We start from the raw sequence: 16789 nt of genomic DNA, 5'->3' as shown, positions 1-16789 counted from the left end.
CTCTACGAAGTCAGTAAAACATTTTCAGACCAAAAAGGCTGTCAAGTCTTATTTGCGGCAGGGTGCTGAATAGTTACCCAAAAGATTACCCAAATTGACCCAGGCTTCGGGATAGTTGGAACGGTGGGCGATGGCTGCACGAAAAGCGGCTTCGGCTGCATCGCCAGCATCACGGTTTTTCAGCAGAAGACCCAAATTATTGTGGGCCTGAGCAAAATGGGGCTTCAGGGAGAGTGCCTGTCGAAAAGCACTCTCAGCTTGATCTCTCTTCTGTAAATGTATAGAACGCAAGCCCCAGGTTGCAGTGGGCACTGGCCAAATCCAGTCGCAGGCGGGTGACCTGTTCGAAAGCCTCTGCTGCACGGGCTACATCCCCTCTCTCCAGCAACAGCTGACCCAGGTTCATCAGGGCAGGATGAAAGCTGGGCTTGATTTCGATGGCACGACGAAAAGCAGCTTCGGCCTGGGGAAGACGCTTTTGGTTTTGCAGCACCAAACCCAACCTGAAGTGGGCTTCCACAAAGTCAGGATTCATCTGAAGCGCCTCACCCAGCGCAGCCTCAGCAGAACCCAGTTGACCGAGTTTCAGCAGCACCATCCCCAGATTACCGAAATAACGCCCATCTTTTTTGAGGCTTATCGCCCGCTGGATCCACTCCAGGGCTTGGGTGTGGTCTCCCTGCTGGTGGAACACCATGCCCAGGAGATGCAGGCTATCGGCATGGGTGGGCAGATGGGCAAGCAGTCGACGATATCCCGCCTCAGCCTCCTGCAATCGACCGGCCTGATGGGCTTGATGGGCTGCCGCAAAATAACGGCCCAGTTCACCCTTGTCCACTGGGGTTTGAGGGTAAACTGGGGTCGGTTTGGGAGAGGAGGACAATGATCGGGTCATGAGGGAAAAACACCCGGATGGCCCAAAAGGCTGGAATGAACATATAGATCTGAAAAATCATACTTTTCATCCATCAGTCACGCCTTAAAAGTCACTTTAATGATTTCAAAAGGGGGATCACAAAGGAGCGCCGTCAGTGACATCTCCCAACGCCATTTTGGTGATATTCCCTTTCGAACAAGCTCCCCCCCTGCCACCAACCGAAAACGACTAAAAAATTGAGCGACTTCAGACGTAAAAAAACGAGGGCTCAATTGGGGGTATCAGCCAGGGCTTCCCGAATGATACTGGAGATCGCCTCGGAGTTACGGGAAAAGACCGCATCCCGGATTTGATTGAGGGGAATCGACAGGGGAGTGTCATACCCTTCACACAGGTTGAGCAGGATATCACAGTGGCTGATGATGCGGGCTGAGGCAAAAACCGGCATGGCGGCTATTTCCCGCAGGCCGCTGTAGACCGCTTGTTTGCTGGCCTCGGAGAGCGGGGGATCGCTGGCCAAAGGTTTTCCCCTCCCCCCGACATCAGCCGAATCCTCAGGTGCTCCCAGATAACGATTGAGCAGGGCAAAAAGATCCGGCAGATCCACCGGTTTGGTTAAAAATTCAGACATCCCCCCCTCCCGAGCCTTCTGCCGCTGTTCCACCAGGGCGTCTGCCGAAAGGCCGATAATGGGAATGTGCGCGGTGGTGGGATCTTCCTTGATCTGGATGGCAGCTGAAATACCATCCATCACCGGCATGTGCAGATCCATCAAAATCAGGTCCGGCTGGAAGGCTCGGGCCTTTTCCACCCCTTGGGCACCATTCACCGCCACCTTGGCTGTGAGGCCGACCTCTTCCAGACTCGCCTGCATCATCTCCTGGCTCATCCGGTTATCTTCCACCAATAATATCCGACTCTCCCGGGAAAAATGGGTCGCCTCCCAGCTCTGTTTGCTTTGGGCCTCTTTTCCAGAGCCCAGGATGAGGGGCAGATGGACCGTAAAACGACTGCCCTTGCCCACTTCACTCTCCACAGCGACTGAACCTTTCAACACGGTTGCCAGCGCCTTGACGATGGAGAGCCCCAACCCCGTGCCACCAAACCCCCGGGTAGGAGAGCTGTCCACCTGTTCAAAAGGCTCAAAAATATGCGAAAGCTTGGCCTGGGGAATGCCGACCCCCTGATCACTCACTCGAAATACCAAATTTGATCCTTCCCGACAGGCGGCCAACTCCACAATCATGTCCCGGGGGGTAAATTTAATGGCATTGCCGACGAGGTTCATCAGGATTTGGTTGATCTTGGTGCGGTCGGAACGGACAAACCGGGGCAGGGCTGTGGCCAGCTGATAGCGCAGCTGCACCCCTTTCGCCGCAGCCTGGGCCTTGTTAACGTGGAACAGGCTCTGAACCAACAGGGGCAGATCGATATCCTCCACCTCCACGGTCAGCTTGCCCGCTTCGATTTTGGAAAGATCCAGCACATTGCTGATGATTTCCGCCAGGTTTTCGCCACTGGTGAGAATATTTTGGAGATATTGCCGAAACTGCCGGGGGATTTTTTCCTGGTTTTTCAGTATAATCTGAGAAAAACCGACGATCGCGTTCAGGGGTGTGCGAATTTCGTGGCTGACGTTGGCCAAAAAGTAGGATTTGGCTTGGTTGGCCGCTTCCGCTGCCTCCTTGGCCCCCTGCAACGCCTCCTCAAAAAGCTTGCGCTCAGTGATGTCGGTCAAGAAACCAACCATGCTGGTGATTTCCCCCTGGGCATCCATATAAAAACGGCCCTTATCCTCCATATGGATATAAATCCCTTCGGAGGTGCGCACCCGATATTCAAGAATTTCCGGTTTTCGGGTTTGTAGCAGCCGCTGGATGGCGCTGTTAAACCCAGCCTGATCCTCCGGATGAATCAACGCGATCCACTTACTGATGTCCCCTGCCAACTCTTCCTCGTGAAAACCCAAAGTACCTTCGATATCTCCACCATAAAGACAGTGATTGGTCTGGGCATTCCATTCGTAGAGAATCGACTCGCTCGATTTGGTGGCAGCATCGTAGCGGCTTTTCCACTCCTGAAGGTCTGAAAAAGTCTGCTGGCGTTCAATCACCCCGGCCAGAGTGTTGGCGATGGCGGTGAGAAACTCTTCTTCTTCCGGATGATGCACATGGCCCGCCTCGATATAGAGGTTGAGGACACCCAACAGCCGATCGTGGGAGAGGATGGGCACGCAGTAGTGGCCATGGTCCTTGATACCGGGATAATGCACGGCATGAAGCTTGTCCAAATGATTGGAAAAAGTGAGCTTTTTGGTCAGAGCCGCTTGGCCGCAGTGGCAATGGCCCAGGGGCACAAAGGCACATTGGGCAATCAGATTTTGATTAAGACTTCTCTGGACCTCCAGCTCCAGTTGATTTTTTTCCTCATTCAGCAAAAAAATCGCCCCCCGGGACTGTACCGATAGCCAGGGGACGGTGAGGATCAGATCCAAGGCCCGATCCAGCTGCTCCTTCAGAGAAAGGGGCTCCATGGCGGTCTGGAGCAGGGCGTTGACGGTGGTTTTGGATTGATGAATCCGCTGGTTACGCTCATCGGCCCGCTTGCGTTCAGTAATATCCCGAAAAATGCCTTGAATAAGCTTTTTTTCCCCCAGATCGGTGAGGGAGCCACGAATTTCCACCGGCACCTGGCGGCCATCCTGGCGAACGACGAAGAGATCCTCCAGACAGCGTCTTTGGCCTGCAATATCCTGCTGAAAAATTTCCTGGTAGCGCTCCCGCTGCTCCGGGGGATGGAGATCGCTTTGGTGGAGGCCGATGAGATCCCTCACCGGTCGGCCCATCAACTCCCCGGCAGCACGATTGGCATCGAGAATAATCCCCGTATCGGGATCGGCTACAAAGATCGCATCAATGGCTGATTCCATGAGAAGCCGGTAGCGCTTTTCCGAAGCTTCCAGAGCCTTTTCCGCTACCCGTCTGCGTTGCCGATCACGCAGAGAGAGGATGCCGTTGGCCAGATCCCTTGCCAGCTCCACGAGCAGGGTAACCTCTTCACCCTGGAAGGAGTCGGGATCAGCGGCATAGATGTTACAGGCCCCGAACACCTCATCCCCTTTTTTCAGAGGCAGGGCGATGGAGGCGGCAAACCCCCGTTTGAGGGCTTCTTCCCGCCAGGGGGCAAAATCGGGATCGGTGGGAATGTGGCGACAGATGGCAGGCTCCCCGGTACGAATGGCCCGACCCGTAGGCCCCTGCCCCAACGCCCCCTCCCCCCAGGTGATATTGAGTTGATCCAGATAGCCCGACTCATAGCCATACTGGGCGACAGGCTCGACCTTTTTATCGATATCCTCCCGGGCATAACCGATCCAGCTCAAGCAAAAACCGTTGGCCACCATCAATCGGCACGCTTCATTCAGAAGGTTTTGTTCATCGGAAGCCTGGTGAATGGCCCTGGAGCAGACCGCCCGGGATTGCAACACCCGGTTGAGCTTGACCAGCTCCCCTTGGGATAGCTGGAGCCGCTTATCCCGCTCTTTCAACTCCCCCAGGGTCTCCATCAAGGCTTCTTCGGCCCGCAGGCGACGCAGACGGTCACGGTGGCTGGCGGTATGATGGTGAAGGCGGGCCACCATCTCTACCTTATCGGGAAATTTGGTCAGATAGTCGTTGGCCCCCAGGGCAAAGGCTCGGGCTTTGGTTTGAGGCTCACGGGTGGCGGAAAGAATGATAACCGGGATGGCGCGGGTAGCGGGATGGCCGCGAAAACGGGAGAGAATTTCCAGGCCATCATAACCCGGCATGGTCAAATCCAGGAGAATAACGGCAGGGCGTATTTCCTGAGCCTTATCCAGGGCGCGTGAGGGGTCGCTGAGAAAGTGGAGTCTCCATCCTGCCTCCCCCCGTACCATCCGTCGCAGAAGCACTTCCACATCGGGATCGTCATCAATCAACAAAATCCCGACATCTTCCGTCAGAGTATCGTTTGCCGCCGTCATTCCCTCACCCGGCCCTCTTTTCCTGGTGAACAAGTGAGGAAGGATGGTACCATTTTTTTCAGAAATGTGGGTGATTTTTTCTGACAGCGATCCCGGAGTTGAAAAGAGCTGGCAGGTAGTGAACAACAAAAAGATCAGGAAACGTTTACTGAAATGGCTGCAAATGACTCTGAAAAAAACAGGTGCCGGATGAGCCATTTATTGCTGAAGCATGCTTCCGACAGCGTTAAAAAAATATTCAGCTTTAAAAAAACGGTCTATTGATTAAAGTGTAGAGAAGATTCATTCAGCAACGGCAAAGAGTGGCTATCCAGATGATGGTTTTGTTGAGTCAAAACCTCCCCTCTGCCGCCCCGCTTCATAGAGAGCAATACCCGTAGCGACGGAAACATTGAGGGAAGAGGTGATACCGGTCAGTGGAATGGCGATCAAGGCGTCGCACTTATCCCGGGTGAGCCGGCGCAGCCCCTTCCCCTCCCCCCCCATGACCAGTGCGACCGAGCCTTTCATGTCGGCTTGATCCAGAGAAGTCTCTCCCTCCCCGGCAAACCCCAAAAGAGTCATTCCCCGATCCCGCAACTTTTCCATGGCCCGGGCCAGGTTGGTCACCCGCACCACATCCAGACGCTCAGCAGCCCCGGCAGAAGCTTTCACCGCCACCCCGGAGAGAGGCGCACTACGATCCCTGGGGGTCACCACCGCAAGCGCGCCAAAGGCTTCGGCGGAACGAATCACCGCTCCCAGATTGTGGGGATCCGAAACCCCATCCAAAATCACCAGCAGGGGATCATCAGCCGCATCAATGCGATCCAACAATCCCGCCCAGTCCAGCTGCCTGCGCACCCCGGCTCGCGCTGCCACCCCCTGATGGGCCGCTCCCCTGGGGCAGAGGCGCTCGATGGTGTGTCGATCCACAAAACGGGGCTTGATCCGCCGCGCCCGGGCCAACTCCACCAGCTCCTGCATCCGCCCACCCTTGAGCCCCTTCTGTACCGAAACCGACTCCACCGGGCGCTGATTGTCCTGCAACAGAGCCATCACCGGATGCACACCAAAAATAACGCCAGGTTCATCAGTCATCAGGAACGCCTCCAAGAGCTGCCATCCTTGCCATCCAAAACAGTAATCCCCAACTCTTTCAGCTGATCCCGAATACGATCCCCTTCCGCCCAGTTGCGGGCTTTGCGGGCAGCACTGCGGGCTTCCACCAAGGCATCAACATCGGAATTGGAGAGCCCCCCATCCCCCTCGGAGGCGTCATCGGAACCCTCTCCCCCATCCGGATCACTCCCCCCGGTAAAGTGCGCTTCCGGCTCCTGCCCGGCCAAGCCCAGGGTCATCCCCAAGCCCCGCAACACCCCCACACCCACCCGGAGTTCCTCTTGATGCTCCGATCCCTGTCCATCCGCCATCAAACGATTCAAACGCTTCACCACCTCAAAAAGCACCGCCAACGCCTGGGGGGTGTTAAAATCATCGTCCATCGCTTTCCAAAAACGCTTCACCTCCCCCTCGAAAGGGCCTCCCCGGTCGCTCTGCTGAAGATCAGGCTGGGCTTCGGGCAGACTCCCCAAAACCTCTTTAGCCCCTTGCAGAGCGGTATAAAGGCGATTGAGACCCGATTGGGCCGCTTTGAGCAGGGTCTGGCTAAAATCCAACGGGGAGCGGTAGTGGCTGTTGAGAATAAAGAGCCGCAGGGTCTCTCCGGAAAAATTGTTTCTCAGATCCTTGATGGTCATGAAATTGCCCAGGCTCTTGGACATTTTTTCAGCTTCACCGGTTTCCGAGACCACATTGACGAAACCGTTATGCATCCAGTGGCGCACCCAGTGATGACCGGTGGCCCCTTCGGTCTGGGCGATCTCATTTTCGTGGTGGGGAAAGATCAGATCCAACCCCCCGCCATGGATATCGAACGACTCTCCCAAATATTTACAGCTCATGGCCGAACATTCGATGTGCCAGCCGGGGCGCCCCTCACCCCAAGGGGAGGGCCATTTCGGCTCATCGGGCTTGGCCCCCTTCCAGAGGACAAAATCCAGGGGATTTTTTTTCTCCCGGTCCACCTCCACCCGGGAGCCCGCCTGGAGATCATCAAGATTTTTGCCGGAGAGGCGGCCATAACCCTCAAACCGATCCACCGAATAGAGCACATCCCCACCACTGGGATAGGCCAACCCCTTTGCCTCCAGCTTTTCGATCAAATCGGTCATCTCATCCAGATGATCCGTGGCCTTGGGCTCCACATCGGCCCGAGCTACCCCCAGAGCATCCATCTCTTCATGAAAGGCGTCGATATATTCTTCGGTAAGCGCCTTCCAACCAATCCCCTGCTCGTTGGCCCGGCGGATGATCTTGTCGTCGATATCAGTAAAATTACGGACATATTTGACCTCAAGACCGCTCGCCCGCAGATGTCGCACGATCACATCAAACACCACCATCACCCTGGCGTGGCCGATGTGGCAGTGGTCATAAACCGTGACCCCACAGACATAGATGCCCACCCGGCCTGGAACCCGGGGCTCCAGGGGTTCCTTGCGGCGTTTTTCGGTATTATAGAGAACGATTCCCATGGGGTTGCCAAGCCTCGAACGAGTGTGAGTGGATAAAAAGGGGGCAGACTATATCACCATCCGACTCCTGAGAGCACGATCCATGGTGTGAGAGCTGTTGGAGTGATGGTGTCTGGTTTGAGATCCCAACCCCGAAAAAACACCCCCGGAAAAAAAAAATCAGGATTCCAGAGTAGGGATGGTGGATGGCGTGGATTTGGGTTGAGTGTGTTTCATACCCCGCACCCCCTCGGGATCCTGGTGGAATACCAAAAACTGCCGGGCGATAAAATTCCACAGAAAAGCGCATCCCGTTGCCGCAATTTTGGCGGGAAGCAAGGGGGTGTCGAATCCTTCGTGGAGGAGGGCCAAAATGGCAAAATTGCCCGCAGCTCCCAGGGCGCTCACCAGATAGGTCAGCCATAATTCATACCCCGGGGTGTGGCGTCCGGAGCGAAATACAAAGCGCACCGACAGGATATAGTTCAACCCGGTAGCCAGCAAAAAGCCAGCGAAGGCTGCGATCAGATAGTGGTGGGGGGTGAAGGTGATACCCACCCAAAAAACCGACCACTCCAGAAGGGCGCTCACCCCGCCAACGCCAAAATAGAGGATAAAATTAGTCCGATAAACCCGCACCAGCCGCCACAGAGCACTCAACATCGATCACCTGAAGAGGGCATATTTGATGATGACGTAGAAGGCGCGGATGGCGTCCCGAATGCCTATTTTTTTACCTTCGGCATAGGTGCGGCCATAGTAGGAGATGCCCACTTCATAAAAAACCCAGCCCCGCTTGGCGAGCTTGGAGGTGATTTCCGGCTCAAAGCCAAAACGCTTCTCTTCAATATCCACCGACTGGATCACCTCCCGCCGGAACACCTTGTAGCAGGTTTCCATGTCGGTGAGGTTTAAATTGGAAAAAATATTGGAGAGCAACGTCAGCAGGCGATTGCCCACCATATGCCAAAAATAGACCACCCGATGGGCATCCCCCCCCATAAAGCGGGAGCCGTAAACCACATCCGCTCCCCGATAGAGAATGGGCCGAATCAAGCGGGGATATTCCTGGGGATCATACTCCAGGTCGGCATCCTGGATGATGACGATCTCACCGGTGGCCGACTGAAATCCCGTGCGTAACGCCGCCCCTTTACCCTGGTTGTGGTCATGATAATGCACCTGGGCCACCAGGGGGGCGATTTCATTTTTCAAAATCTCCAGGGTGTCGTCCTGGGAACCATCGTCCACCACGATGATCTCTTTACGTGTCACCGGAGCCGCCCGGACGCGATCAATCAACTCCCGAATGGTCTCCTTTTCGTTATAGCAGGGGATAACGATGGAGAGGGTATAGGCGTCCGGATCGATCGCTTTTTGGGGCGTGTTTGATTTTTTCAACATCTGTTTGCCGGTCGATGAGATCATGGTGTGGTCAATAAATAGGGTGGTCGGTTATTAGGGGGTTATGGCCTATTATCATCCATTTTCAGGCTATTTTTCCATGGACATCATCGACATTTCGGGCAAATCTTGTGCTTTGGTGCAAGCCATGCTAACTTCCCGCCGCTTTTTTGTGTCTACCTTCACGATCAATTTTTGGAAAGCAACCATGACTCTTTTGTCTGATCGTCTGAAAAATGTCAAACCCTCCCCCACCCTCGCCATCACCGCCAAAGCCAAAGCTTTGCGCGCCCAGGGCCGCGATGTTATCGGTCTTGGTTCCGGTGAGCCGGACTTCGATACCCCCAAGCATATCAAAAAAGCCGCCATCGAGGCCCTGAAGGAAGGATTTACCAAATATACCCCGGTGGACGGCATACCGGAACTGAAGGCCGCCATCATCCGTAAATATCACGGTGAGTGCGGCTTGGCCTACGAACCGGGGCAGGTGGTCGCTACGGTGGGAGGCAAGCAGGCCTTTTTCAACCTGGCCCTGGCCCTGGTCAATCCCGGCGATGAGGTAATCATCCCCGCCCCCTACTGGGTCTCCTATCCGGACATGACCCATATCGCCGAGGGTAAGCCGGTCATCCTCCCCACCCAGGAAAAAAACGGCTTCAAGATGACACCGGAAGAGCTGGAGGCGGCCATCACCCCCCGCACCAAGCTCGTGGTGATCAACTCCCCCTCCAATCCAACCGGTGCCACCTACCACCGGGAGGAGCTGGAAGGGATCGGTCAGGTGTTGCTGCGCCACCCCCATGTCTGGGCGGTGACCGACGATATTTACGATAAAATCGTCTTCGACGGCCTCCCATTCGTCAATCTGGTCCAGGCAGTGCCGGAGCTTCAGGAGCGGACGATCATCTTGAACGGCGTCTCCAAAAGCTACTCCATGACCGGCTGGCGCATCGGTTTTGCAGTGGGCCCCCAGCCCGTCATCAAGGCGATGACCAAGATTCAGTCCCAATCCACCTCCTGTGCCACCTCCTTTGCCCAGCGGGGAGCGGCCACGGCTCTTTCCGGCTCGCAAAAATGCATCAAGCCGATGCTCAAGGCCTTCCACCAGCGCCGCACCTTCGTGGTCAAGGCCTTGAACGACATGCCCGGCGTCAGCTGCCTCGCACCGGAAGGCTCCTTCTACGCCTATCCCAACATCGCCGGTTTGATCGGCACCAAGGCCGACGGCCAAACCATCGAAAGCTCCCTGGATCTGGCCGCCTATCTGCTGGATCACTATGATGTCGCCATCGTGCCCGGAGTGGCCTTTGGTCTCGACCCCTATTTCAGGCTCTCGTTTGCCACCTCCATGGAAGATCTGGAAGAGGCCATGACCCGGATTCATCGGGCTGCAAAGCGGCTTCTGGCAGGGGGCTGAGTCGAATCAATCCTTCGGTTTCCGATTCCTGCTGTTTGGGAATCGGAAACCGTTGATGATACGGCTTCAAAAATCCCTCGATCATCCGCAAACGCTACTGCTTCAAAAACCCCTCGATCATCCATCAACGCTACTGCTTCAAAAATCCCTCGATAATCCGCAAACCGATCTCACCGCTTTTTTCCGGGTGAAACTGACAGCCGGTGACGTTGCCTTTGCGGATGACCCCCGTGATATCCAAACCATGGTAGATGCAGTCCGCCAGACGATGCGCCGGGTGGTCGGGTAGCGCCATGAACGAATGAACAAAATAGGCATGACTCCCCGGCGCAATGCCCTCCAGCACCGTCCCCTGCCAATCCTGATCACCCAAGACAGGGTGTACCAAGCCGTTCCAGCCGATGTGGGGAATACAGTGGGGCTTGCCATCGCGGCCTTGTGCAGGAATGGGCACCACCTTGCCGGGAATCAACCCCAAGCCGGAGTGGCTGCCGAACTCAACGCTTTCATCCAGCAACATCTGCATGCCGAGACAGATACCGAGCAGGGGGCGTGCCTCACTGGCATAGGTCAAAATCGCCGGAACCAATCCCCGCCCCCGCAACTCCGCCATCCCCTTGCCAAAGGCCCCCACTCCGGGCAACACCAAGCGCTCTGCGGACGCGATTTGACCAGCCTCCCCCGTCACCACCACCTCCGCCCCAAAATGCTCGAAGGCCCGCCGCACGCTGAGCAGATTTCCCGCGCCATAATCCACTACCGTTACCTGAGCCATGGCCTCACCGATTGCTCTGCTGGATGTTGGGAGCGTTGGAGCTGAAATGTGTGCTGAAACCGTAATAGGCACTGATATTGAACCGGGGCTCTTTATTCATCCCAATCATGGCCGCACCTCGATCCCCCGATCCCGGGCCTGACTGCGAATCTCTGCGAGGGGGATTTTGTCATAGTGGAGCACGTGGGCCATGGCGACAGCCTGGCTCCGGCCTTTTTTGACCGCCGCCGCCAGATGCTCGATTTTGCCCATCCCCCCAGAAGCAATCACCGGGATGGAGACCTGCCGGGTGATGGCTGAGATCAGCTCCACATCCATTCCTCGGGCCATCCCCTCCCGATCCACCGAAGTGAGTAGAATTTCCCCCGCGCCCATCTCTTGGCCCCGCTTGGCCCAGCCGATGGCATCGATGCCGGTCTTTTCCCGACCATTGTCATAGTAGGCCTCCCAGGCACCTTCCCCGGTGCGTTTGGCCTCAATGGAGAGCACCATGCATTGGGAGCCGAAATGTTGGGCGGTTTCGGTGATCAACTCCGGGCGTTTGATGGCTGCGGTGTTGATGGCGACTTTATCAGCCCCGGATTGCAGCGCCCGCCCCGCATCCCCCACACTGCGAATCCCACCACCCACGGTGAGAGGCACGAACACATCGGCGGTGGTGCGTTCCACCAAATCCAGAATGCTATTGCGCTCGTAAAGACTGGCGACGATATCCATATAGAGGATTTCATCGATACCGGCTTCATAATAGCGGCGGGCAAAGGCGTGGGGATCCCCCAACTGGCGCAACCCTTCCAGCTGGATCCCTTTGACCAGGTTGGGGGCTTTGACATCCAGGCGGGCGATGAGGCGGACGTTACTCATGATCTGGTTGATTTTTTTGTTTGTTTGGTAGGGAAGATGAAAAGCGAATTCAAAGGAAAGACCTTGGGGAGGAGGAATCCTCCCCAAAACCCCTCCTCTTTTTTTTTAATCGTTAAAATCTAACGCACCTGATCTTCTTCCTCTTTGAGGAGGGCGGCGATTTTGAAGTCGAGTTCGGTATCGATATCGATGGAGCGGTTGGGGGGCATGATATAGGCCTTGGAGTTGCCGTTGGGAAATTTGCGCTTGTTGAGCACATAATCCACCCGGGCCACATGCACCGCACCGTTGAGGGTATAGGCCTGGGGGAGATCCTGGCGTTGCAGACCGGTAATGTCCCGTTTGAGTATGGGGGTCATGTTGCCGGAAGCTTCCACCTCATACATCCAATAGGGGCTTTTACCCGCATCACACACCGTAATGGAACCGGGCACCCCCTCCTCCAGGCATAATTCCAGACAGCGGGTGATATCTTCGGATGAACGCAAGGGCGAGGTGGGCTGCAACCACACCATGAACTCATAACGCTCCTGAAGGGACTCCAGCAGGTGCAGCGCCACATCAATCGCCAGGGTGTTGTCCCCAGCCAGCTCCTTTGGGCGCGGGAAAGGCACTTCACACCCCCACTCTCTGGCCACCGCCATGATCTCTTCATCCTCAGAGGAGAGCACCAAACGGTCGATGTGGGGGCACGCCTTGGCCGCCTCAATGGTCCAGGCGATGAGGGGCTTTCCCCCCAGATCCCGAATATTTTTCCTCGGCACCCCCTTGGAGCCCCCCCGGGCGGGAATCACCCCCAACACCTTTTTGCCGCCGATCATTGGAACACCTCCGGATAATCTCTACACGCCTGATGAAAATCTCCCATACGGCCAATATCGAGCCAATAATCCAAAAAGGGAAAGGCGGTCGCCATCTCACCGTTATCGATCACCCGCTGAAAAAGATTGGGCATGTCGATGGGGCCGTTACCAGCCGGAATGAGGGAGAGTACCCCGGGATCCAGGAGATAGATTCCGGCGTTGACGAAATATTCCCGCACCGGTTTTTCCTCGATCCCCAGCAGGCGATGATCGTCCATCTCCACCACCCCATAGGGAATGGTCTGCTCCACCCGACGAACACACAGCGTCGCCCGGGCTTTGCGCTCTTTATGAAAATCCAAAATATGGGAAAAATTGATCCGGGTGAGCAGGTCGCCGTTCATCACGAAAAAGGGCTGTTTGGGCTCCTCGGGCAGAAGCCCCAGGGAACCGGCGGTACCGAGCTTGGCGGCCTCTTCCAGATATTGGATGTTCACGCCCCAATCGGAGCCGTCACCAAAATGGTCCTGGATCATCTGTTTTTTGTAGTTGACCGAAAAGAAAAAGCGATGAAAACCATATTGAATAAAATTTTCCAGAATCACTTCCAGAATAGGCTTGGAGCCGATCCGCAAGAGGGGCTTGGGGCAGTCCCGGGTGAGGGGTGCCAAGCGGGTACCGAGCCCCCCGGCCATGATCACCACCCAGTTATCCCGGCTGGCTGGCTGGGAAAGCTCCCGCAACATTTCCAACCCGACCACCCGTCCGGATTCATCCAGCAGGGGGATATGCTCCAGTTCCATGGCCCGCATGAGGGCTAGATTGTGCTCTCGGGAGTCACTGGCTTTGGCGGTGACGGGAGAGCGGTTCATGACAGTGGACACAGGGGCCTCCATGTGAATTTTTTGCAGCAATCCCCGGCGCACGTCGCCATCGGTGACGAGGCCTTGGAGTTGGTCGTTTGAATCCACCACAATCCCCAGCTGCAAAGCCCCGTTGTTCATCACACCAAGGGCTTCGATCAGGGGCGTCTGGGGCGGCATGCAGACAGATCGCCAATTATCCATTTTTCATCTTCCTTGCCGGCACACCCATGACGGTGATGTCGTCGGCGATATCCTTGATAACCACGGCCCCGGCACCAACAATCACCCGCCGACCGATTCGAACTCCTTGGAGCACAGTGGCCCCGGCACCGATATGACTCCCCGCACCCACCTGCACTGAACCACTCAATACCGCGCCGGGTGCGACGTGGACATGATCGGCCACGTGGCAGTCGTGATCCACCACCGCCCGGGTGTTGATGAGTACATTTCGCCCCACCACACATCCGGGTTGCACCACCGCCCCGGCCATCAGCTGAAATCCCATTCCCGACTGGATTTTGCTAGCCAGAATGGCCCCGGGATGCAGCAAAGATTCAAACTGAAACCCTTGAGCCACCCGTGTTTCGAACAATCCAGCCCGAACCCGGGAATTTCCCACTGATCCCAAGCCGTTGATGAGAGTGACCTCCGCCCCATCGAAACGATCCAGGGCGTTGTCGTCTCCCAGTAGCGGCAGATTGGGAAAGCCCTTGGCAGCGGCTTGGGGGTCGGGATCAATCAAGCCGATCACCCGTTTGGTCTGGTCGGTCCGAACCAGCACCTCCCATAAAACCCGGGCGTGCCCTCCACCCCCCACCATGATGATTTTTCCAAACAACGCCTCAAATCCCTCCTGCCAGGGATCCATCCCAGAGCCACACAGATGGACCAACCCCCATGGTTCATTCAACTATTGGGTTGCTGGACAAGACTAAAGCAATAATCATACCGACAATAGAGAATCTCATTTTCGACTGTTTTATCAGGACATTTTTTTTTGCAGGAAAAACAATTCTCTCCAAAAAGGGCGTTTTTTGCCGATTTGAAGATTTTTTCAGGGAAGGAACGAAACCCGGGAAGGAACAAAAATCGGGAAGGGATACCCCCTCCCGGGAGTGGGTGGATACCCACCAGGAGGAAAGGAGTGGAGAGATCAAAAAAATCAAATGAGATGGTAGCGTTGCAGGCGCTTGATCATTTCGTCGGAATCCACCGGCTTGGTGATGTAGCCATTGCAGCGACCATTCATATAGGATTCCACCAGTTGGTCGGGTTCCATAAGGCTGGTGACCATGAGCACGAAGGCGTAATCCTTGCGATTCAAGGAGGTGCCGTAGTGATTTTTTTCCATCTGGCGAATTTTTTTCAGGGTTTCCTGACCATCCATGAAGGGCATCAGGATATCGAGAAGAATGAGATCAAATTTTTGCCCCTGCTCCAGGCTTTCCTGGAATATTTTGACCGCTTGAACCCCATTCTCCGCTTTGACACACGTCCCATAGGGTGCAAGTAGATTTTCCATCACTTCCAGATTGATGGTCTCATCATCAACGATCAAACATCTCATTGCCAACTCCTCACAGGATTTCACACCACACTCAACCAGTGGATGGACAAACTCCGCCCTTCATATGATTTTGAGGGAAGCGTTTTTATGTAGGTAAATGATAGAGCATGTGCGTCAACAAAAAAATTGAAAAGGAATTCACATACATGGATATCAGAAGGAAAGACGGTAACACGGGGAAGACCAAATCAATTGATTGAAATTTATTGAGATTTTTGTTCGATCACGCCATTCTCAAGCAGTTGGCAGCCTGTAAAAAGATTGCGAATTGATTTCACATCCCATCTCTACCGAAGAAAATGGCATTACTACAACCTGTTCATGTTCAAACAAGACCGACCAACTCTGAAAGGAAAAGCGAAAGATCCACTCTTTCAGACAGGCCTGATGGGTATAGGGTTCCCAATGACTGTATTTTGAAAAATTTATTTTACAACCAGGCTAAGGCAAAAGCAGGGAAGCATCCCCATAAGAGTAGAAACGGTAGCGTTGGTTTATGGCGTGGGCATAATCCCGGTCCAGGCGCGGCTTGCCGATGAAAGCGGCCACCAACATCAGCAGGGTAGAGCCGGGAAGGTGAAAATTGGTGATCAGGGCATCCACCAAACGAAAGCGGTAGCCGGGCAGGATAAAGAGGTCGGTCTCCCCCTCCCAGGCTTGAAGCGTGTGATCGTCAGCGACAGCCGATTCCAGGGTGCGGGCCACGGTGGTTCCAACAGCGACGATCTTCCCCCCTTGCTCCCGGGTGGAATTAATCTGCCGGGCGGTCTCTTCACTCACCCGGCACCACTCCCGGTGCATGACATGTTGGGAAAGATCATCCACCCGCACCGGTTGAAAGGTGCCAAGCCCCACATGCAGGGTGATGTGGGCAAAGCGGACTCCCTGGGCTTGGAGTTTTGCCATGAGCTGGGGGGTAAAATGGAGCCCGGCGGTGGGGGCTGCGACAGCACCGGTTTCTTTGGCAAAGACAGTTTGATAGCGCTCTTGGTCCCGTTGGGCATTTTGCTGTTGGATATAGGGGGGAAGCGGCATCCGGCCATATTGATGGATGGCGTCAAAGGGATCCCCCACCACATCGAGCCCCACCCGAAACCGCCCATCCAGCCTCTCCAGCACCCGCACTCGAAAACCATCAGCGATGATTATTTCCTGGCCCAATTTGACCGGCTTGTTGCTGCCGATCAACGCCTCCCACTCCCCGGAATGCGCCAGAGGTTTAAGCAAAAACACCTCGACCCTGCCCCCGGTGGGTTTTTTTCCCAACAGCCGGGCGGGCAACACCCGGGTGTCGTTGATCACCACCAGATCTCCCGGCTTGAGATACGCCCCCACCTCCCGAAACCGACTCTCCTCGATCCCCTCCGACCGACTCACCAACAGCCGGGAAACATCCCGAGGCTCAACCGGCTCCTGGGCGATGCACTCCGGGGGCAGGTGATAGTCAAAATCAGAGAGTTGCCAGCGCGTGCTTTCGCTCATGAAAAACCCAAGGGGAGATAAAAGGAGCTGAGAGGATGTGACAGCGTGAGGCTTTATAGCAGAAAGGAACCACGTGGAAAACGCCTGGAGCAGGGAGAAAAATGCTCCAGCCGGTAGAAAATGGATGACACCTGAGGGAAATTTATTTCCGATCAGTCAAGACATTCCAGCCA

General features: G+C 55.4%; 15 protein-coding genes. 1 reads left to right on the top strand and 14 read right to left on the bottom strand.

The window, feature by feature from the left end:
* Positions 1 to 48 precede the first annotated feature (48 nt).
* The 7 genes from HQL52_17250 to HQL52_17220 form a co-directional block, all read right to left on the bottom strand.
* Entirely contained in the window at positions 49 to 291 is a 243-nt protein-coding gene (locus HQL52_17250; protein ID MBF0371199.1) for a tetratricopeptide repeat protein, read from the bottom strand.
* The gene (locus HQL52_17245; GenBank protein ID MBF0371198.1) at positions 254 to 895 is read right to left on the bottom strand and encodes a tetratricopeptide repeat protein; all 642 of its coding nucleotides are present in this window, start codon (positions 893 to 895) and stop codon (positions 254 to 256) included. The genes HQL52_17250 and HQL52_17245 overlap by 38 nt, the downstream gene beginning before the upstream one ends.
* Before the next feature lie 250 nt (positions 896 to 1145).
* Positions 1146 to 4880, bottom strand: a complete 3735-nt coding sequence (locus tag HQL52_17240) for a response regulator (GenBank protein ID MBF0371197.1) — start codon at positions 4878 to 4880, stop codon at positions 1146 to 1148.
* Positions 4881 to 5186: 306 nt separating this feature from the next.
* Positions 5187 to 5960 (bottom strand): 23S rRNA (guanosine(2251)-2'-O)-methyltransferase RlmB, encoded by a 774-nt coding sequence (gene rlmB, locus HQL52_17235; protein ID MBF0371196.1) that lies wholly within the window; start codon positions 5958 to 5960, stop codon positions 5187 to 5189.
* A complete protein-coding gene (locus HQL52_17230) occupies positions 5960 to 7456 on the bottom strand; it encodes a cysteine--tRNA ligase (protein ID MBF0371195.1) in 1497 nt (498 codons plus the stop codon). The genes rlmB and HQL52_17230 overlap by 1 nt, the downstream gene beginning before the upstream one ends.
* A 159-nt stretch (positions 7457 to 7615) precedes the next feature.
* On the bottom strand, positions 7616 to 8098 hold the full coding sequence (locus HQL52_17225; protein ID MBF0371194.1) for a GtrA family protein: 483 nt from the start codon (positions 8096 to 8098) through the stop codon (positions 7616 to 7618).
* A 3-nt stretch (positions 8099 to 8101) separates the two neighbouring features.
* Positions 8102 to 8839 (bottom strand): glycosyltransferase family 2 protein, encoded by a 738-nt coding sequence (locus HQL52_17220; GenBank protein MBF0371193.1) that lies wholly within the window; start codon positions 8837 to 8839, stop codon positions 8102 to 8104.
* 208 nt (positions 8840 to 9047) lie between these two features.
* Here HQL52_17220 and HQL52_17215 point away from each other — a divergent pair, with 208 nt between their 5' ends.
* Positions 9048 to 10256 (top strand): pyridoxal phosphate-dependent aminotransferase, encoded by a 1209-nt coding sequence (locus HQL52_17215; protein MBF0371192.1) that lies wholly within the window; start codon positions 9048 to 9050, stop codon positions 10254 to 10256.
* Between the two features lie 130 nt (positions 10257 to 10386).
* Here HQL52_17215 and hisH read toward each other — a convergent pair whose 3' ends face one another.
* From hisH to queA, 7 genes are all read right to left on the bottom strand, one after another.
* Complete coding sequence (gene hisH / locus HQL52_17210) at positions 10387 to 11031, bottom strand: imidazole glycerol phosphate synthase subunit HisH (protein ID MBF0371191.1); 645 nt, start codon at positions 11029 to 11031, stop codon at positions 10387 to 10389.
* Between the two features lie 105 nt (positions 11032 to 11136).
* Complete coding sequence (gene hisF, locus HQL52_17205; protein MBF0371190.1) at positions 11137 to 11895, bottom strand: imidazole glycerol phosphate synthase subunit HisF; 759 nt, start codon at positions 11893 to 11895, stop codon at positions 11137 to 11139.
* 119 nt (positions 11896 to 12014) lie between these two features.
* Complete coding sequence (locus tag HQL52_17200; GenBank protein MBF0371189.1) at positions 12015 to 12716, bottom strand: acylneuraminate cytidylyltransferase family protein; 702 nt, start codon at positions 12714 to 12716, stop codon at positions 12015 to 12017.
* Positions 12713 to 13765 (bottom strand): nucleotidyltransferase family protein, encoded by a 1053-nt coding sequence (locus tag HQL52_17195; protein ID MBF0371188.1) that lies wholly within the window; start codon positions 13763 to 13765, stop codon positions 12713 to 12715. Before HQL52_17195 ends, HQL52_17200 begins: the two co-directional genes overlap by 4 nt.
* Positions 13758 to 14477, bottom strand: a complete 720-nt coding sequence (locus HQL52_17190) for an acetyltransferase (protein MBF0371187.1) — start codon at positions 14475 to 14477, stop codon at positions 13758 to 13760. The genes HQL52_17195 and HQL52_17190 overlap by 8 nt, the downstream gene beginning before the upstream one ends.
* Before the next feature lie 252 nt (positions 14478 to 14729).
* Positions 14730 to 15134, bottom strand: coding sequence for a response regulator (locus HQL52_17185; GenBank protein ID MBF0371186.1), 405 nt, complete (start codon positions 15132 to 15134; stop codon positions 14730 to 14732).
* A 441-nt stretch (positions 15135 to 15575) separates the two neighbouring features.
* The gene (gene queA, locus HQL52_17180) at positions 15576 to 16616 is read right to left on the bottom strand and encodes a tRNA preQ1(34) S-adenosylmethionine ribosyltransferase-isomerase QueA (protein ID MBF0371185.1); all 1041 of its coding nucleotides are present in this window, start codon (positions 16614 to 16616) and stop codon (positions 15576 to 15578) included.
* Positions 16617 to 16789: the final 173 nt, after the last annotated feature.

It is taken from the genome of Magnetococcales bacterium (assembly GCA_015232395.1).
Lineage (GTDB): Bacteria > Pseudomonadota > Magnetococcia > Magnetococcales > JADFZT01 > JADFZT01.
The sequence above is the reverse complement of the archived record's forward strand: the minus strand, read 5'-3'. Positions and strand labels throughout refer to the sequence as shown.

What these genes read in the sequence shown, in the direction of transcription:
- HQL52_17245 (MBF0371198.1), bottom strand. Translation starts at nt 895, where the DNA reads ATGACCCGATCATTGTCCTCCTCTCCCAAACCGACCCCAGTTTACCCT.
- HQL52_17240 (MBF0371197.1), bottom strand. Translation starts at nt 4,880, where the DNA reads ATGACGGCGGCAAACGATACTCTGACGGAAGATGTCGGGATTTTGTTG.
- rlmB (MBF0371196.1), bottom strand. Translation starts at nt 5,960, where the DNA reads ATGACTGATGAACCTGGCGTTATTTTTGGTGTGCATCCGGTGATGGCT.
- HQL52_17230 (MBF0371195.1), bottom strand. Translation starts at nt 7,456, where the DNA reads ATGGGAATCGTTCTCTATAATACCGAAAAACGCCGCAAGGAACCCCTG.
- HQL52_17225 (MBF0371194.1), bottom strand. Translation starts at nt 8,098, where the DNA reads ATGTTGAGTGCTCTGTGGCGGCTGGTGCGGGTTTATCGGACTAATTTT.
- HQL52_17220 (MBF0371193.1), bottom strand. Translation starts at nt 8,839, where the DNA reads ATGTTGAAAAAATCAAACACGCCCCAAAAAGCGATCGATCCGGACGCC.
- HQL52_17215 (MBF0371192.1), top strand. Translation starts at nt 9,048, where the DNA reads ATGACTCTTTTGTCTGATCGTCTGAAAAATGTCAAACCCTCCCCCACC.
- hisH (MBF0371191.1), bottom strand. Translation starts at nt 11,031, where the DNA reads ATGGCTCAGGTAACGGTAGTGGATTATGGCGCGGGAAATCTGCTCAGC.
- hisF (MBF0371190.1), bottom strand. Translation starts at nt 11,895, where the DNA reads ATGAGTAACGTCCGCCTCATCGCCCGCCTGGATGTCAAAGCCCCCAAC.
- HQL52_17200 (MBF0371189.1), bottom strand. Translation starts at nt 12,716, where the DNA reads ATGATCGGCGGCAAAAAGGTGTTGGGGGTGATTCCCGCCCGGGGGGGC.
- HQL52_17195 (MBF0371188.1), bottom strand. Translation starts at nt 13,765, where the DNA reads ATGGATAATTGGCGATCTGTCTGCATGCCGCCCCAGACGCCCCTGATC.
- HQL52_17185 (MBF0371186.1), bottom strand. Translation starts at nt 15,134, where the DNA reads ATGAGATGTTTGATCGTTGATGATGAGACCATCAATCTGGAAGTGATG.
- queA (MBF0371185.1), bottom strand. Translation starts at nt 16,616, where the DNA reads ATGAGCGAAAGCACGCGCTGGCAACTCTCTGATTTTGACTATCACCTG.